The 23,872-nt window shown below is 54.5% G+C and carries 12 protein-coding genes and 1 tRNA gene; 1 reads left to right on the plus strand and 12 read right to left on the minus strand.

What is annotated here, in order from left to right; genetic code table 11:
• From CJ255_RS14590 to CJ255_RS14625, 8 genes are all read right to left on the minus strand, one after another.
• The coding region (locus CJ255_RS14590; RefSeq protein ID WP_133117009.1) for a hypothetical protein at positions 1-736 on the minus strand (736 nt) is incomplete at its 3' end.
• 843 nt (positions 737-1,579) lie between these two features.
• Positions 1,580-1,655 (minus strand) — tRNA-Arg (locus tag CJ255_RS14595).
• A gap of 130 nt (positions 1,656-1,785) precedes the next feature.
• Positions 1,786-3,210, minus strand: a complete 1,425-nt coding sequence (locus CJ255_RS14600; RefSeq protein WP_097644836.1) for a KAP family P-loop NTPase fold protein — start codon at positions 3,208-3,210, stop codon at positions 1,786-1,788.
• Between the two features lie 306 nt (positions 3,211-3,516).
• Positions 3,517-4,995, minus strand: coding sequence for a radical SAM/SPASM domain-containing protein (locus tag CJ255_RS14605; protein ID WP_097644837.1), 1,479 nt, complete (start codon positions 4,993-4,995; stop codon positions 3,517-3,519).
• Between the two features lie 217 nt (positions 4,996-5,212).
• Positions 5,213-8,206, minus strand: coding sequence for an AAA family ATPase (locus CJ255_RS14610; protein ID WP_165774724.1), 2,994 nt, complete (start codon positions 8,204-8,206; stop codon positions 5,213-5,215).
• Between the two features lie 38 nt (positions 8,207-8,244).
• On the minus strand, positions 8,245-11,559 hold the full coding sequence (locus CJ255_RS14615) for an ATP-binding protein (RefSeq protein ID WP_097644839.1): 3,315 nt from the start codon (positions 11,557-11,559) through the stop codon (positions 8,245-8,247).
• A 145-nt stretch (positions 11,560-11,704) separates the two neighbouring features.
• Positions 11,705-13,225 (minus strand): ATP-binding protein, encoded by a 1,521-nt coding sequence (locus CJ255_RS14620; RefSeq protein ID WP_097644840.1) that lies wholly within the window; start codon positions 13,223-13,225, stop codon positions 11,705-11,707.
• Between the two features lie 413 nt (positions 13,226-13,638).
• Positions 13,639-15,171: a winged helix-turn-helix domain-containing protein gene (locus tag CJ255_RS14625; RefSeq protein WP_097644841.1), complete on the minus strand. Its 1,533-nt coding sequence runs from the start codon at positions 15,169-15,171 to the stop codon at positions 13,639-13,641.
• Between the two features lie 340 nt (positions 15,172-15,511).
• Here CJ255_RS14625 and CJ255_RS14630 point away from each other — a divergent pair, with 340 nt between their 5' ends.
• Positions 15,512-17,524, plus strand: coding sequence for an ATP-binding protein (locus tag CJ255_RS14630; protein WP_097644842.1), 2,013 nt, complete (start codon positions 15,512-15,514; stop codon positions 17,522-17,524).
• Between the two features lie 186 nt (positions 17,525-17,710).
• Here the strand turns inward: CJ255_RS14630 and CJ255_RS14635 are convergent, their stop codons facing one another.
• From CJ255_RS14635 to CJ255_RS14650, 4 genes are all read right to left on the minus strand, one after another.
• Positions 17,711-17,899, minus strand: a complete 189-nt coding sequence (locus tag CJ255_RS14635) for a hypothetical protein (RefSeq protein WP_097644843.1) — start codon at positions 17,897-17,899, stop codon at positions 17,711-17,713.
• 896 nt (positions 17,900-18,795) lie between these two features.
• A complete protein-coding gene (locus CJ255_RS14640; protein ID WP_217352448.1) occupies positions 18,796-19,305 on the minus strand; it encodes a DUF4870 domain-containing protein in 510 nt (169 codons plus the stop codon).
• Between the two features lie 230 nt (positions 19,306-19,535).
• Positions 19,536-20,936, minus strand: a complete 1,401-nt coding sequence (locus tag CJ255_RS14645) for a tetratricopeptide repeat protein (protein WP_097644845.1) — start codon at positions 20,934-20,936, stop codon at positions 19,536-19,538.
• Positions 20,937-21,306: 370 nt separating this feature from the next.
• Positions 21,307-23,529: a hypothetical protein gene (locus CJ255_RS14650; protein ID WP_097644846.1), complete on the minus strand. Its 2,223-nt coding sequence runs from the start codon at positions 23,527-23,529 to the stop codon at positions 21,307-21,309.
• Positions 23,530-23,872 lie beyond the last annotated feature (343 nt).

Consider the following 23,872-nt stretch of genomic DNA (forward strand, 5'->3'; position numbering starts at 1 on the left):
CCTCCGATATGGCATTGGGATGCGATGGATGGCCCTCACCCCCTACCCCCTTCGGCAAGCGGCCCCTGAGCTTGTCGAAGGGCAGGGCATCACCGCTCCCCCGTTGCTGCATCTCTTTGCGTTCTATTGCGGCAACTTCCACCGTGATCACCCGCTCTGGCGCGACATCCTCCGGCGAGCGTTGGGCTTTGGCGAGACGCTTCAGAAAGCGCCGTACCCGCTCGACGCGGGCCTGGATCGTGCGCCGCACATGGGGCGGGCCGTCGCTGGTGAGACTGGTAAAGACATCTTGGAGACGCAGGCTACTATTACTATCCGCTTGCGTCGGCTGCTCCTTGCCGCTCTGCCGCATGCCAGTGAGACGGTTGAGGCGCAGACGCTGGCAATCGTCCAAGAGGCTCGTGAGGTAGGCCGCCAACAGCTTGGCCCCATCCTCCCCAGGCTTACCGCCAAAAAAGATCTGGATGGTGCTTGCGGTAATCGCCCCCGCTGCGAGTCCTTGCAGCGTGCCACTTACGTCAGTCTGGCCCTTGAGGAGATCGCGCTGGGCGGCATCGCCTATATGCAGATCACCTATGGTTGCTCCACCTGCAAAGACCTGCGCCTCGACATGGGCGCGTTGGGCAGGAGTCAAGTTCGCTTGCTTGGCCAACGCACCCCGCGCCACCTCTTCGCCCCACCTCAAGGTTAAGGAGCGGAGTTCTTCGATCAAAACAACAAGTTCAGCGTCATTCATGCCGTGCTTCATCCATAGAACAGCGACACCAGAGATACCGCACCGATTCTACCAGAACGCAGCCCTTTCCGAAGGCAGCATGCTTGAGACCAATTGGTCTCAAAACACCGCCGAGAGCCAACAGAGAATGCTAAGGCTAGGGCACGATCTCAGGGCAGCAACAGCGCGGTGCGCGACACATCACTCAGGATCACGATGCGGCAGCGGGGCCATGATGTGAGTCGGTGTATGTAAGGGAAGCAGAAATTTTCAAGTATCCCAGCAGCCTGTCATGCTGAATAGTCCATGGGCGGGCATCGTAGTGCCGACGTAAGGGAAGCAGAAATTGTTACGTATCCCAGCAGCCTGTCATGCTGAATAGTCCATGGGCGGGCATCGTAGTGCCGACTTTAGTCGGCTGAGTTCTTTGGCAGCGATGGGAAGCCGACTAAAGTCGGCACTACCTACGGCCTCTCAGGGTAGCAAAGCAATGGGGCAATCAACAACACCCTCTTCCCTTAGTCGGCTGAGGTCTTTGCCAGCGATGAGAAGCCGACTAACGTCGGCACTACCTACGGCGCAAACAGGAACGTTCCTACGAACCTTCGCTCAGGGTGGCAACGCAACGGGGCAATCAACAACATCCGCTTCCCTAAATCTTTTCCCTTCTCCGCAGATTTGGCGGCGGTACTCACGCGCCATAAGGAGAATCAAGCCGAGGAGCGGAGTATCAATGCGGCGGATTGGAATGAGCATGGCTATCTCTGCAAGGCCAACTCATGCTCTTCCATCCCCCATTCCATCCCGCACCTACCACAACGGCCCTCAGCCCGCAGGCCAAGGGCCGTCTACCGCATTGCTATCTGGCGCCCCCGAGCCGACTCGAACGGCTGACACGCAGTTTAGGAAACTGCTGCTCTATCCTCTGAGCTACGGGGGCTTAGACTAATTACCCTTGAACATGCCGCATGATCAAAAATGCGAAAGCCCATTGGGACGCCATGTTCGGCAATCTGCAATCTGCAATCTACAATCGTAAGTGGCAGTCTACCACGGGCGACGCTTGACTGTCAATCTTGGTTCAGTGGCACCGAGTAGAGCAGATTCTCGATCACCTTACGTGCTTCCTGAGCATTATTCGGTAGCTGTGGCTTAAGCCGTAGCATCTCTGCTAGCCGCTGGTAACGTTCCAGAATCGGCCCAGTCTCAGTGGTGTAGCTGCTACTCGCCGCCCCATGGCTCGCTAACTCAAGCTGGCGCAAGAGCTCGGTGTCTTGGACGATGTTGTGGTAGACCTCATCGTAACTGGTCTGGATGATGATTAGCTTGGTGAGTCGCTGCAACGCAACTGCATCAACGCTCTGTCCAGAGGCTTGGCGCAACGTATACATCAAGGCCAAAATATTTAGCGTACGCTTCACACTGCGCGGGTTGGCCGCAACCCCTTTGGTGATGAGTGTGGTACATACCATCAAATCGGGAGTATTTTTACACCATTGCTCGGCAAAATCTTTGATTTGCTTCTCTTCAAGCGGGGGAATACTAAAGGGAATCTGGATAATTTTGTCCAAATAACTCCGTGCATCAACCAGTCCTTCACCAATGGTATGGTAGCGTAGCTTTAGGCCATCTTCGATAATGCGCCGATCCATGCCCAAGACAAAGATGCACGGCATTGGTGTGCCATCGTTGCTATCAAAAAAGATCTTGATCGATTCTAGTACGCTAATTGCCTGCTCTGGCAGACAACGATCCAGGTCATCAATAAAGATTACGAGGCGTTTGTTCGTTTGATTGATAAAACGCTGAATAAGTTGTTGAAAACCAAGCTTAAACTGCTCAATCGATTGCACATGTTCCCGTAGCTCTTCGCGTTCGCGTACGCTCAACACATCGAAGAGATCTTTGACATCTTGGCCTTCCGCAAAGAGCTTTTCTAGGCTCTTTGCAGCCTCAGTCCCTACAAGGGGCAGCATACGTGCCACTGCACGCACTGCGAGAAGCATAACCGCTTGGTAGTTGAGATCAACACCCTCTTGCTGCCGGTAGCTCTTGCTGCGGTAGAGGCTTGTTTCGAGTTGTTCAAGCTGTCTATTTAACTCTTTGCGCAGTGTGCTGCTCTTCTGTTTTTGTTTTGTGAGCAGGGCTTCTAGTGTCTCCTGATCAAGCAGTTTTTGCTGAAAATCTTGGGCACGAAAGCGCGCAATAATTGCCAACAACAACGCCCGCCAGAGCGCATCCTGCTGTTGGGCGTAGGCCCATGCATTAAACCAGATGGTGAGCGTCTTGGCATTCGCGTCCAAATGGCGCTGGATCAGATGGAGCATACTCGTCTTCCCGCTGCCCCAATCGCCATAGACGCCCAGGGTCAGCGGCAGATCGAGTTGATCTTTGCAGAGCAACTCCGCCAAACGCTTGCAGACCACCGAACGTTGCAGGTGATCATCATGCTCTTGGGTTATCGGGTTATCGCCAAAGCGCTGGGGGATGTGCATAATGGACTCCGGAACGAGCTTGGGAGGGCAAGGGGGAAGAAGTCAACGAGCATATCACCTCCATAGAATCTGTAGGGGCACAGCAGCGGCCATGCAGGGCATTGCTCACCATATATAAGGGACGGTTTCAGAAACAGCCTTTCAGCTTTACCATTGGAGTGCCGACTTTAGTCGGCATCCAATGGCTGCCTGCGACCTCAGCCGACTAAAGTCGGCACTCCGTCGGAGAGCAAACGGTAATGTTGATTGCAGATTGCCGAACATGGCGTCTCACTGGGCTTTCGCGTTCTTGATGATGCGGCATATTCAAGAGTAATTGGTATAACCCTGCCAATAGAGTATGCGCTGTCCCTCGAGGCACAGCAGCTCGGGCAGCAGCGCTTGGTAGATCGCGCAGTGGGGCGAGGGGGCGTTGTGGCAACCCGTGGCGCGATAGGTGGCCACTGGACAGCCGCCGCCACACCAGTAGCGCCAGCCACATCCTCGGCAATCCTCTTTGCTATCCACCGGAATACTGTAGGCACCACGCTGGCTGCGGCGGATGTCGCCCAGCGGATCGGCGGCAGTAATGCTGCTCAACGGCTCATCGAGGCTCATCTGGCAGCGCGCCACCTGTCCTTGGGGGTCAATCACCATGTAGTGTTCGCCCGCAGCGCAACTGCGCTGATAGGCCACCCCTGCGTGGGTACGATCCAACAGCGCCCCCAGCAGGCTCCAACGCGGCGGCTGGGCCGCAATGACCGCGTAGACGCGGCGCATGCCAGCAATGATCGCCTCGGCCTCAGCCGCCAAGCCTGTGCCTCCCTGTGCCTCACGGTAGAGGCTCAAGCTAAAGGGCAACTCCTCAGCCAAGAGCAGTGCCACAAACTCCGGTAGCGCCGCAATGTTCGCCGCCGTCACGGTGATGCCCACATTGACCGCGACGCCAGCGCGGCGCGCCACGTGCAGTCCACGTAGCGCCGCGTCAAAGGAGGGCTTACCACCAGCGGTGGGGCGTTGGGCATCGTGCAGTGCAGGCGGGCCATCCAGCGAAACCATCAGGCTCAAGCCAGCCTCCGCCAACTGCGTTGCCGCCGCCGCATCGAGCAGCACCCCATTGCTCAAGACCGCCCCGGCAAGCTGCACGCCCTGCGCCTGCGCGGCGGCCTGCGCTCGCCGCTGCACCTCCAGCAGCAGGGGCAACTGCAACAGCGGCTCACCGCCGCCATACTTCAGTAGCACACTGCGGTAGCCGTGGCGCAGAGCAGCAGCCAACACCGCATCCACCGCCCGATGCGCCGTCGCGGGCGTCATCGCCACATTGGACTGCGCCACATAGCAATAGCCACAGCGCAGATTACAGGCGCTCGTCAGATGGAGCCACGCCACCAGCGTCGTCGGCGCGGGGGGCGGCGGAATGTGGGGCGTTGGCGTGACACCCACCAGCCCCGCCTGGGCCAACTGCTGCAAAGCGGCAGCCTCAGCATCATGCAGCGCCCCCTGGCCCAACGGCAACCGCGCCACCAACGCAGCAGCCTCAGCATCCAAGAGCGCCACATGGCCATACGAAGGCACAAAAGCGAGCTTGTAATCCTGTGTCAGCGGCAACATCTGCAGCAACGGATGGGCCACCAATTGGTCATAAGCGACCACCGGCTGCCGTCGCGCCTCCTGCGCATCCCAGAAGCCACAATCATTCACCAGCGGACGCCACGGCTGATCAGGTGGCCGCCGATACTCAGCGCAACCACAATCATTCGGCGTCGTACAGAGTAGCTCGTCGCTGGCGACGATGACATGGGCCATGGGGGCAAAACCTCTCAAATACTATGGGTGGTCATCGTAGTGCCGACTTTAGTCGGCTTCCCATCGCTTCCAAAGACCTCAGCCGACCGCGTCTCCGCGTCTTCGCGTCTTCGCGTTTCCGCGTCTCCGCCTCACCGCGTCTCCGCCTCACCGCCTCCCCGCATCCCCGCCTCCCCGCCTCCTCGCCTCTCCGCATCCCCGCCTCTCCGCATCCTCCTCAATCCAACAACTCCGCAATCTCCTCCGCCTCAAGAAAAATGCGGTTCAACTCAAAGAAGGCCTCACGCGCCTGCAGGCGCTGCGAGCGCAGGTAAGTGGCTTGGCGCAGTTCCTTGATCCGAGCGGGGCTGCGTAATGCAGCGGTGTGGTCGCGGGTCAGCCTACGGAAATTATTGTGATGCTGTGGAATGTTGGGCGAGAAGCGATTGAGTGCCGTGAAGGCGCGGAGGAAGCGATCCCCCGCCTCCGGGAGATTATCCTGCTCCAGCGCACAGATTGCCAACTGAAAATTGACCTGGGCACGCTGCAGCCAGAATTGGGGCTGTTCATAATCCATACCACTCTCGGCGTGCTTCGTCACACGACGCGGAGCATCAATGGCGTACTCCGGCGGAATCGCAGCCGCAGCCTGCTGAAGTTGCTCATAGGCTTCGGCAAAGCGGCGCTCGTGAATGTACGAGACCGCAATATCCTCCATGAGATCGACCTGCAGGGGCAAGCCTTTGGGACAGTAGTCAAGTGCCGTGGCTAAATGCTTGTGCCCCTCTTCCAGATCGGCGGCCCCCGCTTCACCACGCAAGCTACGCGCATAGCCGCGATCACGGTAGGCACAGCCAAGTCCCTTGTAGATCGTAGCTAGACGCTCACGCTCACCTTGGCGTGAGGCAAAAAAGTTGAGCGCCGCCTGATAGGACTCAATGGCCTCTTGAAAGCGTGCCTCACTGCGATCAACATCCGCTCGTATGCGCCAAGCGAGGATGGATAGATAATCCCCCATAACACGATCAAAGATGGATGCCAACCTGGTTCCGGGGAAGTCACTAAAGAGCGCTTTAGCGCGACGGAGGTGCAGATCCACAGCGGGTAGATCATCGAGATCCATACAAATCAGCGCCATCGTCTGTTGAGTCGCAGCCTCACGGTAGGCGTGGCCACCCAGACGATGCAGTTGGGCGGCCCGTTGGGCATAGTGTAGTCCAAGATCGAGTTCACCCTGGGAGGCCAAGGCAAAGCCCAAGTTGTTCAAGGTTGTAGCCCGTAGCGGTGCCGTCTCGGGGCCAAGTGCTTTGTAGAGGCCAATCGCTTCACGATAGCATGTCGTTGCGCTCTTGAGGCGCTCATTGACCCGCTCCAAGTAACCCCAGTTGTTCAGTGCATAGGCCAGAAAGAAGCGCGCCTGTTGTTGAATATGGCGGGTAATTGGTTGCTCATCATCAATTGGCTGCTCAACGATCATACGCAGAGTAGCGGTCACCGTAGCGTAACGCTGCCGTAATTCCTCAGCCTGAGTCATTGCACTCCAGAGCAAGCCAAGTGCTTCAAGACGGGCAACTTCAAGCATGCCCCCAGCCAGTTGATCCTGCTCAAGGATCTGGGCAAAATCCTGAGCCACCTGATCGGCCAACTCCAATGCGCGCTGGTTCTGATCCCCCTCGGCGGTATAGTTGTGAATCCGCCGAAAGACCCAGCGTACCGCTTCGTCAAAGAGTATCCGCTCCCATGTCAGCCCATGCAAGCGCAGTTGTTGCTGATAACTCCGCCCAAGCGTTGTGCGTTCATCAAAGAAGCGCGCAAAATCCTCCTGCAACTGAATATCAAACTCCTCATCGTGGCCGATGATCGAGCTATGAACCAGTTCATTGTAGTCTTGGTAGCCTGGCAGGGTGGGGACACGCGCAAGTTGGTAGTAGAGGCGATCAATCTGCAGTGTACGCAGGCGGGTTAGGCGTTCGATGCTCAAGCCTTCGCGCTCAATTGCGCTATTGATGCGCTCGATCTCTTGCTGCAGATAGGCAATCGTGTGGCCATACCAGCGATCAACACTCGTCGGGTTACTGTGTTCCCAAAGCATGTCATAGACATCGTCGTGAAGCGTGGCAATCTTATCACCGGAGACCTTCACAAAGGCCATCTGCTTAAGCCGCTTGAGCATGGATGGGATGGCCGCAGCCCTTTCGCTATCGCCTTCGCACTGCGCGATATACTGAAGCAAGCCTTCATAGAGGCCCTTGCGTAAAAAGGTGGCCTGTTCAATCAGTTGGGCCATAGCCAGATCACGCTCTTGGAGCGTCTGGATGCATGTGGCCGAGAAGTCCCTACCCAACTGCTGCATATCGGCTGGTTCGTCGGCTTGTAGCGAAGGGGGCAGATGTTCAGGATCAAAGCCGACATCACGCCCAATCTCGATGGCTACAATCAGGCGCACCGGGTGGCCACCGGAGATTGCATACATGCGCTCGTACCACGCCTGGTCGTACTGCTGGGTACCATGGCGCTCCATAAACGCCTGGGTCTCGGCGGGGCTAAAGGGTTGCAGCACGAGACGGCGCACCAGTTTCGCACCAATTTGCTGATCAATCAGACGCGCCTGGTGGGGGCGCACACGGCCCGCAATCAGGGTCAGGGTCTGATCGAGATCATTGATCAGATCAACCAGCCAGCGCTCAAGGCGATTCATGCGCCGGAAGTTGTAGTTTTCGAGCGGCAAGAGGCGGGGATCGAGCCGTTCAAAGGTATCTATGAGCAGCATAAGTGGCTGTGCCTGCGCCACACGCTGGTAGTCCTCTAAAAAGGCCGCTCGCACCTGACTCAGACTCTCGCCACTCTGCGCTTTAGCACTCTGGGTGCGAATATAGAGTTGCACCTGCTGATCAAAACGGTCAAAGAGAGGTACCCGTTCAGCCTCACCAACCAAGGTACGGCTAACCCGTCGGGCCAAGGTGTCCATGAGCCAGAGCGGGTGCTGGTAACTGGTGTGAGCCAGATCAATAATCCCGGTCTCCACAGGCAGACGCAGACCTGCTTTGCGCTCCGTTATCAACTGGAACGCTGAGCGTAGCAGGTGTGACTTCCCGATCCCTCCCTCACCAATAATATGGTAGACCGCACTGGGCGAGGCGAAGGAGCGGATCGCCTGCTCAATCAACATCTGAGCCTCATGCTGTCCAATCGCATCGGCGGGGTCGGGAAATATCTGCGCATCCTGGGTCATGGGGGGGCCAACTTTCCTGGGTTGACTTGGCATCATGCTCAGAGATCGTAGCCTAGATTCTGACGAGCGCGCCGGATCACCGTCTGCACAATCCTAAAACTCTCGCTATAGAGCAGATTATAGTCTTCAGCCACCTGATAGGCAGTAAGATCGATCAGATCAAGTTGCGCTGCCGTCAATCCATTTCCTCTCAGCATCTCGCGTAGGGTTAGCGCCTGCGCCAATCCCACCATTCTCGATGCGGAATTGTAGCCGATCAGGTAGGCCATCATGCGTACAAGATGATAGGCCGCATCGTGCAAAAACGGTTCGTGACCAGCAGCATGTACATGAGTACGCGAGGCATCAAGCGGATTGAAGCGATAACTACCCTGGCCAAATTGGCCAAAGGCCGCGATCATACGCTGCAATTCACACTGCCCCAGTTCGCGCCAAAAAGCGCGGATTGGTTTCTCCAAGACGGGCACACCAAAACCTGGAATGATCTGATACTCTGGTGCCTGTGCTTCGGCATAGCGCAGATAGGCATAAAGCCGCTCGTCGTAGACATCCTCATTGACATAGACCGCTGCCAGATCCTCGTAGAGATCGGCCAGCACCAAGGGGGGGTGGCGGGCCGCAGGGTTCAGTTCAACCTGCGCTAGTTTATGCAGATCAGGCAGTGGCGCTTTGGCTACCCGCAGCGCCGCTTCTAAGTTCTCACGCGCCCGCGCGAAATCGGCGTGCATCTGCGCCTCGTCTTGGGGTAGCAACTTGTGGTGCCGCCGACTGCGGGCACGGCCCCAACTGCGGTAGACGCCACCACGACTCTGGAAGAGCCTGCACCAGCGCTCAACGTTCTGTCGGTCACCATCACTCTCTTGCAGTATCTGCTCAAACTGAGCAAGCACAGCTAAACTCTCGGTAAAGAGTGCATCCTGCTCTGGAATGTTATCCTCGATCTGCTCTGCGGTTTTACGATACGCATCGGCAAGAGCTGTTAAGGTTAGGGTGAGAGCACGGGAACTGCGAAGTTGGCGTATGGCATACACCGATGCATGGGCATAGCGTAGTGCACGCTCAGCACCGCCTAAGCGGATCTCAACAAGTGTCAAGGTGCTGCGATCTAGCGCAACTTCCTGTGTCGAACCATGGAGTTGGTGTATTTTGAGCGCGGCAAGTCCAATGCGTTTCGCCTCGATCCCATCACCATCCTCAGAGAGTGCAAAGGCGAGGTTGCGTAGGGTTGTAGCCCGTAGCTGTGGGGCTAGTGTTTGGTCACTACGCACCAATTGTGCCGAGCGCTGGTAGGCATCAATTGCGTCGGCAAGCTCATAGTTGAGGCGATGCAGGTACCCACGAAAGTTGAGCAAGCGCGCACGCAGGAGTATAGCCCAACGCTGCTCCTCCGCACTGCCCGCGTCTGCCATCGTATGATCCAGGGCAGCTTCGCCCCGTTCTAAAATTGCCAAGATCTTAGAACGATCCTCGGGGCGTGTGCCAATCCCTCTGAAGAGCGGGGCAATAGCCAAGGCAAGCTGCAGCAGCGCGACCTCAAGCCCACTACCCTGCCGCAGTGCATGGTGGTAGTGTTGCTCGATCAACGGTGTGAGACGATCACACTCATGCCAATCCTCATTCTGCACCGCAGCGCGTAGCAGCCAATGAGCCGCAAATTCTAACTCGGCGGCGAGGCTGGGCCGGGTGTTTTGGCGCAGAATGTTGCGTAGCGCCTCTTGGTGCAGTGCCGTCCCATGCCCCGATTCATGAGCAACGATGGCTTGGAGCATCAACAGATTAAACAGCGCCGCCGCCCGCCCGCGATCACCCTGCTGCGCTTCATAGGCATAGCCGAGCAGGTCGCGCTCCAGTTGGTGGCGGCGGCGGATAGCGTCGTCGCGCAGCGCGCTCTGGCGCGCACGGCCCCTTTGGTCGCTCTCTGGGAGGGTGAGCAGTATTTCAACCGCTTCGATGCGCTGCTCTTCAGTCTCAGCAATCACCTTTTTGTACCATGCCAGCACCGCCTCGCTCACGGCACCACGCAGGTGATCGCTCGCCGGGGGATGCTTATCGAGCCAAGCGTACATCTCATCGTGCAGAAAGAGTTGCATCTCGCGGTCACGCGGGTTGTTGGGCTTGGTTCCCCGCCTAGTATAGATTTGGCTACGCCGTCGCTTCACGATCACGAGGCGGCTCAACTGCTCAAAGAGTTGCGTGGCATCGGCCTGAACCTCAAGGGCCTCAAGCACAGCCTTGAGCAGATCGGCAGTGAGACCCTTACGGATACTGGCCATGCATTGGATGGCAACAATCAGCGGGCTAGAGGCGAGCGTGATCTGGTTGGTGAGGCTGGCAAAGACATGCTCACGAATGGAGTGGGCTCGCTGCGCCAACTCAGCCATGGTTAGCCCATTAGACTTGGGCCCAGCCGCAGCCACCTGCTCCTGAAATTCAGTCAGGGGACTATTGGGCTCCTGACCAATGAATTCCAGGGTAAAGAGCAGCGCCACCCAGAAGGGCATGCCCTCCGAGATGAGGTGCCAGGTGAGCAGTTTCACCTGATCATCAAGGTCAAGTTGCAGCGCCAGATTGCGATCAGGCGAATCTTTAGCAACCGCATCGGCCAACATATCGCGGGCCAACGCCTGAGTCGCCGCAAAATCGAGGCCCCTAATGGCCTCGTGCTGCACGGGAAGTTTTGCTGCTAACGCATCATACAGACCAACCGGCGCACCATAGAGGGTATGGCTACGCCCGCCCAAGATCGTGAGCGTACCCTTAAGTTGCGGCAGGCTCTCGCGCAGCCAATGTTCACCACCGGCACTTGCATCGTTCTCGCTCACCCCTAGCACCTGATCGGCACCATCACTCAAGACCACTGCTTGCTCGAGCGTATCAAAGAGCAGAACAATACGATAGGGCAAAGCCAGTTGTTCAACCGCATGGTTATAGCTGGCAACAAAAGCAGCCCGCACCGCCCGCTGGGCCGCTTGGAACGCATCGCCGGTGATGCGCGAACGGGCGAGATCAGCGCGGGCTGCATCGTAGGTAGCAAAGGCATCAGTAAGCTCAGGATGCTCAACCCGCAGGGCAACGCTGATCGCCTCTTCGATCGCACTAGCACGGAAGTTATCAATATGGTAGAAGTCGTAGATCGGCAGAAAAACACGGGGCTTGGCTGCACGTAGATCGGACTCAAGCGCTTGAAGCATGACCGTCTTGCCAGTGCCGCCAGGCCCCTCAATTAAGATCACCTCAGAAACTTGGGTATGGGCCTTGAGCAACTGGCGCAAACGTTCAAGCAGCGGATCACGCCCAAAGAGCGTTTTGGAGCGCTCGGGCAGAGCATGGGGTGAGTTGCCTGGGTCACTCATAGTGCCCCCCTGTGCGACGGTGTGCCTCGTCTTACTAGCTCTCTACGCAAGTGCATAGCAAATACTCCACTACTATAGCATGTGTAGTGAGCAATTGCTAGTGAATATTTCTAAACGCTAGAGTTAATTCAAGCGTAGAGATTGATTAGGCTGCGTCTTGAAACTCTTGCACGGCTTTAGTGAAGAGCGCTGGATCCCATCTACGTTGAGCTACGATCTCTGATAGCTCATGATCAGCAGCAAACGCCCGCAACAACTGTTGGAGCGTATCATCGCGTAGAGCGTAGTAGCGTTGCAAGAAATACGCTAAATCCTGTTGGACATCTTCAAGGCTGATCGCCACTGTTTCTGGTTGACTAAGGCTTTGGAAAAAATATTCAAGCAGATAGACATGGCGGTTATTCATCACCGTCTTAATTTGTTGTTGATAGTAGAGTTTAGCTTGTGTTCGTAGATTTACATAGAGTTGCTCATTATGAATAGCTAGGTGATGGGCAATGATACGTCGGATGGAGGCAGCGACCTGATACGCACGTAGCTCGGAGTTCCAGATGGCGAAGCGGGTTTCAAGCAACTCGCGAATGTAGATCAGCAACATGGACTGGCTCGTATCGCGGTAGGTGTCATTGTAGGCACTGAGTACCACACGCATCGAGTTGACTTCAAACTCGCGGAGAATAGAGAGGGCCTCAAGAATTTGCCAACCCTCCCATGCCGCCGTCTGAGGTGCAGAGCGTGGTTGAGCTTGAAAGGCCGGGAGTGAGCGCGTGGCATGCTTACGCAGGCGCTGTACAATCTCGCGGCTAACGCCCAGTCTATGCTGCTCGATCCACTGGTTCAACTCTTCTGGTTGCTTCTGCAGATCCAGATGCTCCAATGCCGCATGGGTTGCCAAGGGATGGCCAAAGGTCAAACTGTAGAGCTGTTGACCCAACGCAGAGATTGCTGGTTCCGGGTTGAAGGGGGCGTCAGACCCATCTGCTGGTTGACCATTGAGGGTGTAATCAATCAATTTGGTCGTTGCCTCAGCAGAGAGGGGCGCAAGTGATAGCACCGTCACCCTGCGACGCACGTTATGCTGGCGCCAGCGCAAGAGCAGTTGGCTGGACATCAGACAGAGGGCGCGTGTCTGTTGTTTCTGGGGATCATGAATAATGGGCAAAATAATCCTTCGCTCCAGCCAAGCAAAGAAGGCATCCGACGCCTGCTCGCATGCATCAATGAGCAACAGAATAATCCGTTGCTCTTTGCGCTGCTTCATCAGTGCTACCAACTCTTCCCCTAAGGTGTCTAGACGCTCATCATGCTGCGTATCAATCTGGATGAGTTGTTGTTGCAAGGCGGTAACACGCGGCTCATCAGCGTCTGGGAACTGGGTAAGTATTTGTTGACAGAAGCGAACTTTTTGTTGAGTGGTTTCTGCTTGAAATCCTTTTTCGTGTAGATCAATAAAAAAGATACTTCTGGTCTCTGCTTGCCAGTTATGTCTCAACTTATGTAACAGTGCGGACTTACCTATCCCTGGGGCACCATAGACATTGACGACACACTTGTCAAGGTAGTTGCCATCTGTGGGACGATCAATGCTGGGGCGATCAATAATGTTGAGTAGACCGTCAAGTGTAGCGATATCCTGCTCTCGATTAACAAAGAGTGTACTTGGCATGTGCGCACTCCCGCGTCACAGCTTTGCGCGATAACCATTCCCAACAATGCGTATACTTGAGGGGCGAAAGCGCTGCCTCCGCCCCCCAAGCTATGCATACTCATCGCCAGTTGGTGGATTTGGGCGAGTGCCTAGCACCCTCCCAAACCCTCCTTCAGATAGAAGCCTATCAGAGAAGTGACAGAATTGCAAGGACGTAGTACAGCCATTATAGGGACATCAGCGGACGACGTGACAGCATTGCCAAGATGCAGCATAGTTATTGCAGGGATCTGAACAGATTACAACTAATACCAATTACCATTGAACAGGCCGCATAGCAGATTACGTCAGACCGCATTGCAATGAGGTATACCCTGCTTGTCACTCGCCACTCATCACTCGTAACTGGTATAAGCCATACCCGTGTGTGATCACTCACCACGCGGTGCTTTATGTCCAAGGATGCTCTTCAAAAGGGGTTCTTGATCAAGGGGCAATAGATCGGCATGTTGTAAAATGTAGGCTCCTCCACTTTGCCGCTCAATATAATTAATTTTGGTGTCCCCGTCATTGATAAAATCCATGAGACGACTCAAGACTTTCCGAATATTCTCCTCACCCATTGTCTCATCATACCAAATCTCGCGTCCTAGCTCATTATAGTGGCATATTGTCCCAGCCTTGCTCAATAGGTAACGTAAACAGCCCCGTTGCAAGCGAGATAGTTTGGTCGAATCGGGGATTTCCTGATTGCCCCGCAAGACACGACCATCAGGGCGCATCTGCAGGCGAGGAATGTTGCATGCCACTGGATCGGATGGTGTGAGCGATGGAGCGACTGAAACTAGAGGGAGTGTCGGGCTAAGTTGGGGGATTGTGAGTTGGTGCAGAAGCGTCTGCTCAAGGTGAATGGGCCGAATCAGCAGGTCACCACTGCTCGCATCGGCGGCTCGTGTCTGTAGCAGGGTTTCGCCAAGCAGCAAGAGCCTACGCGGCGAGCTTTGGGCTGTAAGTACCAATTGGTCATCAATATCGCGTAGCTCTGGGGCAGCGAGTGCGGCAAGGCTATCGATCCGCCCACCGCTAAAGTGACGCAGGCGATTCTGGAGAATTTGGCGTAGCATCTGGGGCTGCGCCCAGTCCAGATGGTCGCAGCGCAAGCGATCATCGCGCAGTTGCTTGCGCTCACGCAGCACCTTCACCACCTCGCTGGGCACAAAGAACTTAAAGACGAGCCCCTGCTGCTCCATGAGTGGGAGGTTGCCCACAAACGGTAGCAACAGATTTGCACCCTGAGCAGCATCATCAACGCTCAATGCCACTTCGTCTACACGGTCAACCAGCACAATCAGGGTACGCCAGCCCGTCGCATGGAGCGCTCTGAGCAGCCATGTGAGCTGGTTGTGTGGGCTGCGCTGACGCACGACCGGAGGATCATGAGCAGCCAACTCTGAACTGAAGAGGCGTCCACTCGCCAAAAGATCAGCCAACTGCCCATCGGTCAACTCATCGCCATAGGTGCGGCAGAACCAAGCGAGAAACGCTTGGAGTGAGGGGTCGCTCGCGGGACGCAGCCACTCCGCCTGCCACACGATGAGCCCAAGCTGATTGGCTACGTGGCGAAAGAGATTTTCAAGGTAACCGGCTACCTGTTGCTCTAGCGATTGCTCTTGATAATCAAGCAGTGTTATCCAGTCATCAAAGTGAACAACAAGGTCACGCCGGGTAGGCAATTCTTCAAGACAAAGCTGCTCATACATCATGCACGCACTGGTCTTGCCCGCACCGCGGGCGGCGTGGAGGATGCTGCTGCGCGGTTGGTGTTCAAGAGCGAGGGCATTATAGGCGGGATGTTCGACAAAACATGCCTGCAACCACTCGCGCTCAACATCGGCCTGTTTATAGGCAAAGGGGTTGCCCCCTTCCAGCCCTACCAGTTTCAGCCATTCGGTGAGATTGAGCATATGCTACCGCCTTGTTGTGCAATTGATGATGCGGGGATGCGGGGATGCGGGGATGCGGGGATGCGGGGATTTCGCCACTTCGCCTCACACACCCTCACCGTATCACAATGATCCTTGTGCATCCACATTATAGCCGAAAGACATCCCAAGAATGGATACTGCAAATATGTGCAAGATCTAGTATAGTTAAAATTAAGTCAACAGCCTGTTGTAAGGTAATACCAATTACCCTTGAACATGCCGCATTATCAAGAACGCTAACGCCCATTGGGACGCTATGTTCGGCAATCTGCAATCTACAATCTGCAATCTACAATCGTAATATGGTATAAGGGTAACTATGAAGCACAATCCTGACAACCAGCAGCATCAAACGTTGCAAGCGAAGTACCAACCTCCTGTTTATGCAAAGCGTTGGTGCGATCACGTCCTTCAAACTCCGGGCCTCTATCTCGTTGTAGGCGAGCGCCAAATGGGGAAAAGTGCGCTGCTGCGCTATCTCACCGATGAATTCACCAAGAAGAAAATTACGGTGGTTGCATTTAACTTCCGTCGGGGGGCGCGCCAACCCTGGTCGGCGGTGTGGAGGCATCTCTACCAAGAGATTGCTACCCTGCGTTCGACCCGGTTGTCCCAGTACGCCAATATCTGGGATTGGGTTGAATCTCGGCTTTCTACCGTTCGTCCAGAGCATCCATTGTGTATTATTATTGATGATCTCCAAGAGATGCATCCTTTTGATCTGGAGAAAATTGACACATTATTACCCGAATTTGATCTAAAAAATACACATGTAATCATTACATCATCAAAAAACAATAGTATATTAGAAAAATTACCATCATTGCAATTAGAAAATCTCGTTTTTGAAGATATTAAAAACCTAACAGATGCGTTCCACCTAAGTCACCCCCACGATCGCATAGCAAGAGAAATTCATGCTCGAACCCAAGGCAAGCCGTTGCTGGTCTATGAGTTGTGCTGTATGGTGCAACATAGTGATCAAGCCTTGAGCCTGTTGCAACAAGTGCCTTTCAATTTGAATATTGAACAATTGATGGAATACAGATTGAACATGATAGAGGGGATTATTGCTGAATATAGCAAATCAAATGTTAATCTACAAATACGTTTATTGCAATTAATGCGTCGTCTCCTTGGTCTGCTAACAGTAGCAGCAATACCATTGCCGTTTGAAGAAGTATGGCAGTTTTTGCATTGTGATTTTGAGGACTTGAATATTCTCTATCAAAGCTTAGGACACCATATTGTGAATGAACAGGGGGAATTTACCCTAACAAGTATGGTGTTCCGTGATTATTTGCGCCAAACCCCTGAGCGTGGTCATCGTTATGCTCCTGTTGTGCGTGAGTATGCCGAAAGATTGCCGCGCATGTTCTATCGGCGCTACCAGAGCCACCTTACAAATCTTGAGCAACTACCTGGTTATATCCTACGCCATGTGGCCCGCTGGAGTGTTGAACTTGGCCATGTGGAGGAGGTTTTCGCCCATCACGCTTGGAAATTGGCTCTTGAGGAGCGCGAAGATTCGCTGGAGGTTGTGCGCACCACCATCCGTGAGGCCCGTGAGGTGGCTGAACAACTGCCCGAACCCAGAGCCAAGGTTCTGGCCGTAACCGCTTGTGCCGTGATGGAGACATCGCTCGCTGCTCTATTGCCTCCTGAGTTGCTTGTGAACCTTGTATACCGTAAGCTATGGTCAACAGGACGTGCGTTGGCATATGCTCGTGGCTATACATCAATTGGTGACTATCTGAAACTACAAGCTTGGCTCGATTCAACCCAAGTAACATCACTGCCTATACTCTACGATCTCTATAGAGATCTTGCAAAGCAACTTGGAAACATCGCTGGCCTAGCTTCTGAGGAGCAACGGTATTATCTGAGGCTTGCACTTCAGCCCTATGAAATCACTAGTCATGATAAGCCTGATATAATCTCAATCTTACATCAGGATGCATTACTGGATGAAGATTCAAAGAATGGGTTAAATATTGATCGTTCATGTGAATTATTTGCGCTTATAGATAAATTAGAGAAGGAGACCCTTGCTGCACATAGATCTGATGTTATCGGAAGGAACATTATTCAACTGTCAAGGCAACAGGAAGATCTGCTATTCAAGATTGCTCAGGAGTGGTCAGCAGCCATTCCCATTGACCTCAGCGCCAACCGCTATGTCCAAATCACCCGCCTGATTGCCGGTAGCACCCGCGCTAACTACTTTGCGGCGCTGGACATCCTCGCTCCTGCGATCCGCCGCGTCTTTGGGGCTGAGTGCGCTGAACGGATGGCGCGGATGATTGAGAAGATTACCGAAGCCTATCCCTAAAGGTAAGGATACAGAAATGAGAAAATAGAAAATAGGTATAACCAAAAGCGCAGATGATGCTTGCTTGCGTCCTTCTGCGCCTCTGGTGTTCTTGCGTGTACCGACCATTGTTTCACTCCTAGAACCGTGTCTATTGCGTAGCTCCTGTACCATAGTTCCTAGCTCTGTGTATGCATTTCGTAGGCATCAATAACGGATAAATAGCTCTAGGTTGTTTACTAGCCACAAGAGGCTATAGATAACCACAATAGCGCTGACGAATTTGACGAGGGTCTCAAAGAGGCTAATCAGGAAGCGTCCAATCGTATTGACGACATGGCTGACGATCCATAGCCCACCGATGAGAATGCTCAGGTCAATAATGACTTGTTCCATAGTAGGTTGTACCTCCTTCTCATTGTGTTGGCTTGGGGGGCTTGGGTCGCCCCCCAATATCCGTTATGTTTGCGGATGTGCGCTATGCTGGGTACGTGTGCTTGTGGGTCGCTAGGCGTCCTCCTTTCTTGGTCTACCGTGTCCAACGTCGCGGAGTGGAAGTTTGTGGGTCGCTAGGCGTGCTCCTTATACCATTTACGATTGTAGATTGTAGATTGCAGATTGCCGAACATGGCGTCCCAATGGGCTTTCGCGTTCTTGATGTGGAAGTTTGTGGGTCGCTAGGCGTGCTCCTTTCTTGACGTGATTCTTGCTGAATTGAAGTCGGCTTTTAGGTTTTCTATCTATAGTGCCTCCTTGTCTGTTTTCTGCTTCCTTCGTTGGTCTGTTGAGTGGTTCGTTGTTATGGCATTATGATACAACGCTAATCAGCGCTGCTCAAGGACACAGTTACCCTCAATGAGGGACAACCTCTGGACGCTAGGGGATGTTTGTAGGACAGAGCATGCCCGTTCTTATGCCATTGCAGATTGTAGATTGTAGATTGTAGATTGCAGATTGCAGATTGCAGAACATGGCGTCCCAATGGGCTTTGGCGTTCTTGCTAATGCGGCATGTTCAAGGATAATTAGGCACTAGCGCAAAAGGAACGCTGTAGCCTCCGTCATGTTGAGTACAGCAAAGGGTCTCTTGTGGTGACCACAAGAGACCCTTTGCTGCGCCTTCAGCTCTGCTCAGGGTGACAAGAGCCGCGTGACTGCGTTCCTTTTGCGCTAGTGCCAATTACCCTAATTAAGGACGCTAAAGCCCATTGGGACGCCGCCGCCAGACTCACCACAACGCCCGCGCTAGGGGCGGGGCAACGGCACAGACGCTGAGTACGACAATTACTTTCGCTACTTCACAAAACGGATAATGAACGGATAGCGGTAACGCTCGCCATTGCTAGCCTTCATCGAGGCGGTGATGGATACGACAATATCAAAAATGGTAAGGACTAAGAGCATCAGAAAACCAATAAGAAAAAAGATCGCTAGACCTGAGATAAAGGCGTAAATCAAATAGCTCAACTGATAGTTGAGCGCCTCGGTGGCGTGTTCGCGCACGTATTCCGAGCGATCTTTGTGATTAGCCCAAATCACCAAGATGACAATGAATTGACTAAACGGAATGATATAGCCCAACAGCGAAGATAGGTGGCAGAACATGGCATTATTGCGTTCGTCGCGTGTGCCGGCGTAGGTCGGTTGCATGCCATACGCCTGTGGCTGCTGCTGCTGGTACTGCGCCTGGGGCTGCTGGTACTGCGCCTGGGGCTGCTGGTACTGCGCCTGGGGCTGCTGGTACTGCGCCTGGGGCTGCTGGTACTGCGCCTGGGGCTGCTGCGCCTGTTGGTACTTAGACACATCCGCGCCACACCCCGAACAAAAATGTGCATCAGCAGTGATCGGGTGATCACATTGCGGGCAATGGTAGGTTGCTGACATTAGGGGCCTCCTGGTAGCTGTTTGTTTGCGTGAATGACACCAATGACTGTTGAACATTCCGCATCATCAAATAACGCTAAAGCTCATTGGGACGCCATGTGTAGCAATCTGCAATCTGCAATCTGCAATCTACGATCTACAGACAGCCTCTAACGCCATGTTGCGACCATGATTGCGCTGCCGCGTGAGGGGATTCCGCCACCACCAAGGACGCGACTCCCATTGCCGTCAAAGACGGTTAGGGTGACTTCTTGGCCATAACCTAGACCACAAGCTCGGGCGTTGCCACCACCATCAAAGCGTCCACTGACATGGCCCATGCCATCTACGACAAAGAACCATCCTGCTGGTACTATACCATTGATCCCGATGGAGATGCAGTGCGGATCGTCGTTGTAGTTGGCGACGGAAAAACGGAGCCGGGCCGGTTCTGGAACTGCGGTGGGGCGTGGGGTTGGGACAGCCGTTGGCACAGGCGTTGGGGTTGGTAACATTTGCTGTACTTCAAGCATCGACTGTTGGGCATAGCTGCTATCGCCAACGCCAAGGTTGGCTGCTTCACTATAAAGGTTGTAGGCTTGGCGTAGGTTCGCAGCGCCGCCCTCTTGCCGTAGCACATTGGCTTGAACAATGAGCATTTCGTAAATCTGTGCATTTGCACCAGCATAATCGCTGCCGTGAAGCGTATTGACCCTGCGGTAGCGCTCTAGTGCCCCACCATGATCGCCATTGCTTGCGGCAGCTTGCGCTTCCAGAAAGATGCTCGCCTTCTCTAGCTCGCCTTGGGCTAGACTGTGGTTAGGATCAATCTCTAGGGTTGCTTGGAAGTGGGCTTTTGCTTCACCCACATCGTTGCGGTCGCGTAGATACACCCCCCAGTTGTAGTAGGAGGCCGCTAGGCTTGAACGTACTTCGCTATAGTTGGCATCATAGCTGTAGACAAGCTGAAAATAGCTGACTGCTGTAGCCCAATCTTCGGCTGCGTAGGCAGTCATTCCGTTCTGGTAGTTCGTGCGCACTTGTGTTGCGAGATCGGGCGTGGGGCTGGCTGGTAGTAACGTTGCCGTTGGTTCGGTAACGGCAGTGGTAGGCGCAACCAAGCTGACCGCCTGCCCATTTGAGGCTACGCTGGACGGAGAACTGGGCCAGAAGATCATGCCAAGCAGTAGACTAATGGCCAGCAATGCCAACACCGCGAGCAAAGCATGCCTGGGGGTGATGCTAGGCCGTGAGGGCATGCTGTAGGTTTTAGGCCGTTTGGCTCCGACAGCACTAGGCGCAGGCTTCACAACCGGCAGAGGTGCCCACCATGGCGAACGCGCAAGCGCAAGGTAGATGTCGCCCCCATTGGCGTAGGGGGTCTCGCGTAGCCGTAATTCACGACTGATGCGCTGGCGCTGTGGCCCGGCAAACAAGCTGTATTCGCCTGTCGGCAACCCATAGTGACTTACCAGACCACTGACCACCAAGTAGACCGGCTTGTCATCATCAAGCTCCTCGTCTACAACGTGCTGCTCACTCAGATGGACGCGGAACGAGGTTGTACTCATGGCTTGCTATCCTTAGGGATGGTTCGTGGCGACGTTACAGTTTGCGAGGACGCGAGGACGCGAGGACGCGAGGACGCGAGGACGCGAGGACGCGAGGACGCGAGGACGCGAGGACGCGAGGACGCGAGGACGCGAGGACGCGAGGACGCGAGGACGCGAGGACGCGAGGACGCGAGGACGCGAGGACGCGAAGCCTTCGCCTCTTCGCCTCACGCATCCTCGCAAGAGCCGATAGCCGAACATGGTGTCCCAATGTGCTTGATGGTCATTGAGCATACGGAATGTTCAACCAGAATTGGTATTGTATGGTGGCATACACAATATAGACAGTGCGTGGAAGGGCCAGGCCCTCCCACGCGATCCTGCAAGTCTAGGGAATGCGCCGCAACCAGACATTGCCCTCGCGGCTCCCTGCCATGATGATGCCACATTCGCTGCCTGCGTTGCCGTTAATGGAGTAGAGCCATTGGTCACCAAATGAAGCATTATCAGGTTGTGTATGCAATGGTATACCCTCGCCTCCTTCGGCTGGAAAGCTCCATATGCCATTTTCTCGGTAACTGGCATAAACACGTCCCTGCACGTCGCGCCAGATTCCATGCACGCGCAGAGTAGGGTTAATCGCAAAGGGGATAAGCTCATCGCCGCTTAGTTGGTAAATACCATAATCCACAGTGCCGACAAGCAATTCAGGGGTGTCACCGCTATATAGGTCAAGCGACTGAATGAAGGCTACAGGTTCGGGCAGGGTGGCACTAATAGCCTCCCAACTTCCTATTGCACCACCACTAGTGCTACGCCAGATGACGTCTTTTGTTGCACCAATTTCTGCTGCATAGGCAGTATTGCCACTGGCCGTTACACGAAACACAGATCCGTCAATAGCTGACTCGCGTATCCATGTGCCATCACTAGTACGGATGAAGAGACCATTTGCGCCAGCAGCCAAGATATGTCCTTCAGCTTCGGCTAACCAATACACCCATTGATTATCTGTTAAGCTTTCAGTGTTCCATGTAGCACCATTATCAGTGCTATGCCATACACTACCTTCATTAAAACTGCTAACAAAATAGCCAACAGTCGTACTAATGATGTGGGAAACCGAGAGGGTTGCGGTAGCCGTTAGTTGCTGCCAACTCCCTACTTCACCAATCGCGCTTGCCTCACTCAGAGAGTAGATGCCTGTGTTTGTAGCAGCAAGAATGGTATTCGGCAACTGCTGTTCAGCAACTGGGCCATGGCATTGATCATGCGCTTGGTTCACATAGATGAAGTTAACAGAGGCACCTGCTGCTGGCTGCTCTAGGCTCACCCAATCAGCATAGATATCGGGGGCTGGCTTACGCACCAGGGGCAGGAAGATCCGTGCTTGGTCAACGAGACCAGTGCTACCGCTCACGCTGATTGGCTCACTCAGGGCGCTCATGCTCAGGATTGAACTGTGGGTAATCGGTGCGTCTACCAGCTTGTCTACGAAATAGGTGGCTGTAACCAACGCTGTGCTATTGCTCATGACAGTAGCGTTGTTGCAGGGCAATTGGGTTGTGCAACCAGTAATCGCCTCATTCACCTCTAGATCAAGTAGGCGCAGTTCGGGCGAGAGCACTTGGCTCAAGCTGATCCCGGTTAGTGGCCCCTGCGCCGGATTGGCGAGTTGCATTGTAAGTACGAGCCGATCCCCAAGGGCTATGGGATCGTTCGCCTGCAGGTTGGCGCTGATCCTAAACTCAGGCCTTGCGACTCTATTGGTCTGGCGGCTTGTCGTCGTCAGTGTTTCGGTCAGTGCGGTGTGGCTCAGGTGAGCAGTGTAGCTAATCGGCGTGCCAATCAGCCCCGGCGCATCAACGCGGTAGCTGCTCGTAATGGTGGTGGTGCCGCTAACGAGAGTGAGTTCACAGGGCCATGTGCTGCACGTAAGTGCTGGTGTGGTGGTAATGCTGATCAACTCAAGGGTTGGTGTAACAACTGTAGCGAGTTCGACAGCGGATAGCGCATTGTCACCAGGGTGCTCTAGGGTCATCGTAACCACTAGGGTATCACCAACGTAGATTGGATCACCGGGGCCATAATTGACACCTATGCTGCTCAGATTTGGTCCGACCACCGCCGCAGTTGCTGCGTCAACAGCAAGGGCATGCTCAAGATCGGTACTGGTGATACTGGTGGTGTAGGAGATGGGCATGCCCACAACACCCGTCCCACTCACGAGATAGGTCGCGGTGATGATCGCACTGGTCTGGCTGATGAGCGTTCCGCTACAGAGCCATGTTTCAGCGTGGCAACTGCCATCAACCAAACCACTATAGGTAATCCTGCTGGTAATCCCTAGGTCTGGCGTGAGGATCTGGGTGATGGTGATGTTGTTGAGATCGGTGACGAGTGGATTGCTGATCGTCAACGTCAGTACCAACTCATCACCTACAACCGGAACTGCTGGACTATGGCTGACCATCGGGCTTGGTCGGTCATGCCCTTGGACGGCAGCAACATGGTGCGGATTGCCCCAACCGCCGAAGAACAGCAAGGCTAGAACAAAGGCGAAGCTGAGGCCGAGCGAAGCGAACAGGGTGCGACTCTGGTTTAAGATCATTGTGACTCTCCAAAGAACATACTAGGGACGGCTTCAGAAACGCGCTTCGGTTTTTACAGTCATAGCGTCGAATTCAGTCGGCATCCAAATAGGTATTCGGGAGCCTCAGCCGACCAAATTTGAAACTCTGTGGGTGGGGGGGATATATTTTTTCGAACCGTCCCTAATCATGAACAATACTCAATTAACGGCTAGGCCCGGGGGGTAGTGGTGGTGGGTCACTCGTGGGCGGTGGGTCATTCGCGGGCGGTGGGTCATTCGCGGGCGGTGGGTCATTCGCGGGCGGTGGGTCATTCGCGGGCGGTGGGTCATTCGCGGGCGGTGGGTCATTCGCGGGCGGTGG

Source organism: Candidatus Viridilinea mediisalina (assembly GCF_002532535.1).
GTDB lineage: Bacteria > Chloroflexota > Chloroflexia > Chloroflexales > Chloroflexaceae > Viridilinea > Viridilinea mediisalina.

Coding starts and splice junctions, on each gene's coding strand:
- CJ255_RS14620 (WP_097644840.1), bottom strand. CDS start 13,225: ATGCCAAGTACACTCTTTGTTAATCGAGAGCAGGATATCGCTACACTT.
- CJ255_RS14615 (WP_097644839.1), bottom strand. CDS start 11,559: ATGAGTGACCCAGGCAACTCACCCCATGCTCTGCCCGAGCGCTCCAAA.
- CJ255_RS14635 (WP_097644843.1), bottom strand. CDS start 17,899: ATGGAACAAGTCATTATTGACCTGAGCATTCTCATCGGTGGGCTATGG.
- CJ255_RS14600 (WP_097644836.1), bottom strand. CDS start 3,210: ATGCACATCCCCCAGCGCTTTGGCGATAACCCGATAACCCAAGAGCAT.
- CJ255_RS14645 (WP_097644845.1), bottom strand. CDS start 20,936: ATGAGTACAACCTCGTTCCGCGTCCATCTGAGTGAGCAGCACGTTGTA.
- CJ255_RS14605 (WP_097644837.1), bottom strand. CDS start 4,995: ATGGCCCATGTCATCGTCGCCAGCGACGAGCTACTCTGTACGACGCCG.
- CJ255_RS14630 (WP_097644842.1), top strand. CDS start 15,512: ATGAAGCACAATCCTGACAACCAGCAGCATCAAACGTTGCAAGCGAAG.
- CJ255_RS14650 (WP_097644846.1), bottom strand. CDS start 23,529: ATGATCTTAAACCAGAGTCGCACCCTGTTCGCTTCGCTCGGCCTCAGC.
- CJ255_RS14625 (WP_097644841.1), bottom strand. CDS start 15,171: ATGCTCAATCTCACCGAATGGCTGAAACTGGTAGGGCTGGAAGGGGGC.
- CJ255_RS14610 (WP_165774724.1), bottom strand. CDS start 8,206: ATGACCCAGGATGCGCAGATATTTCCCGACCCCGCCGATGCGATTGGA.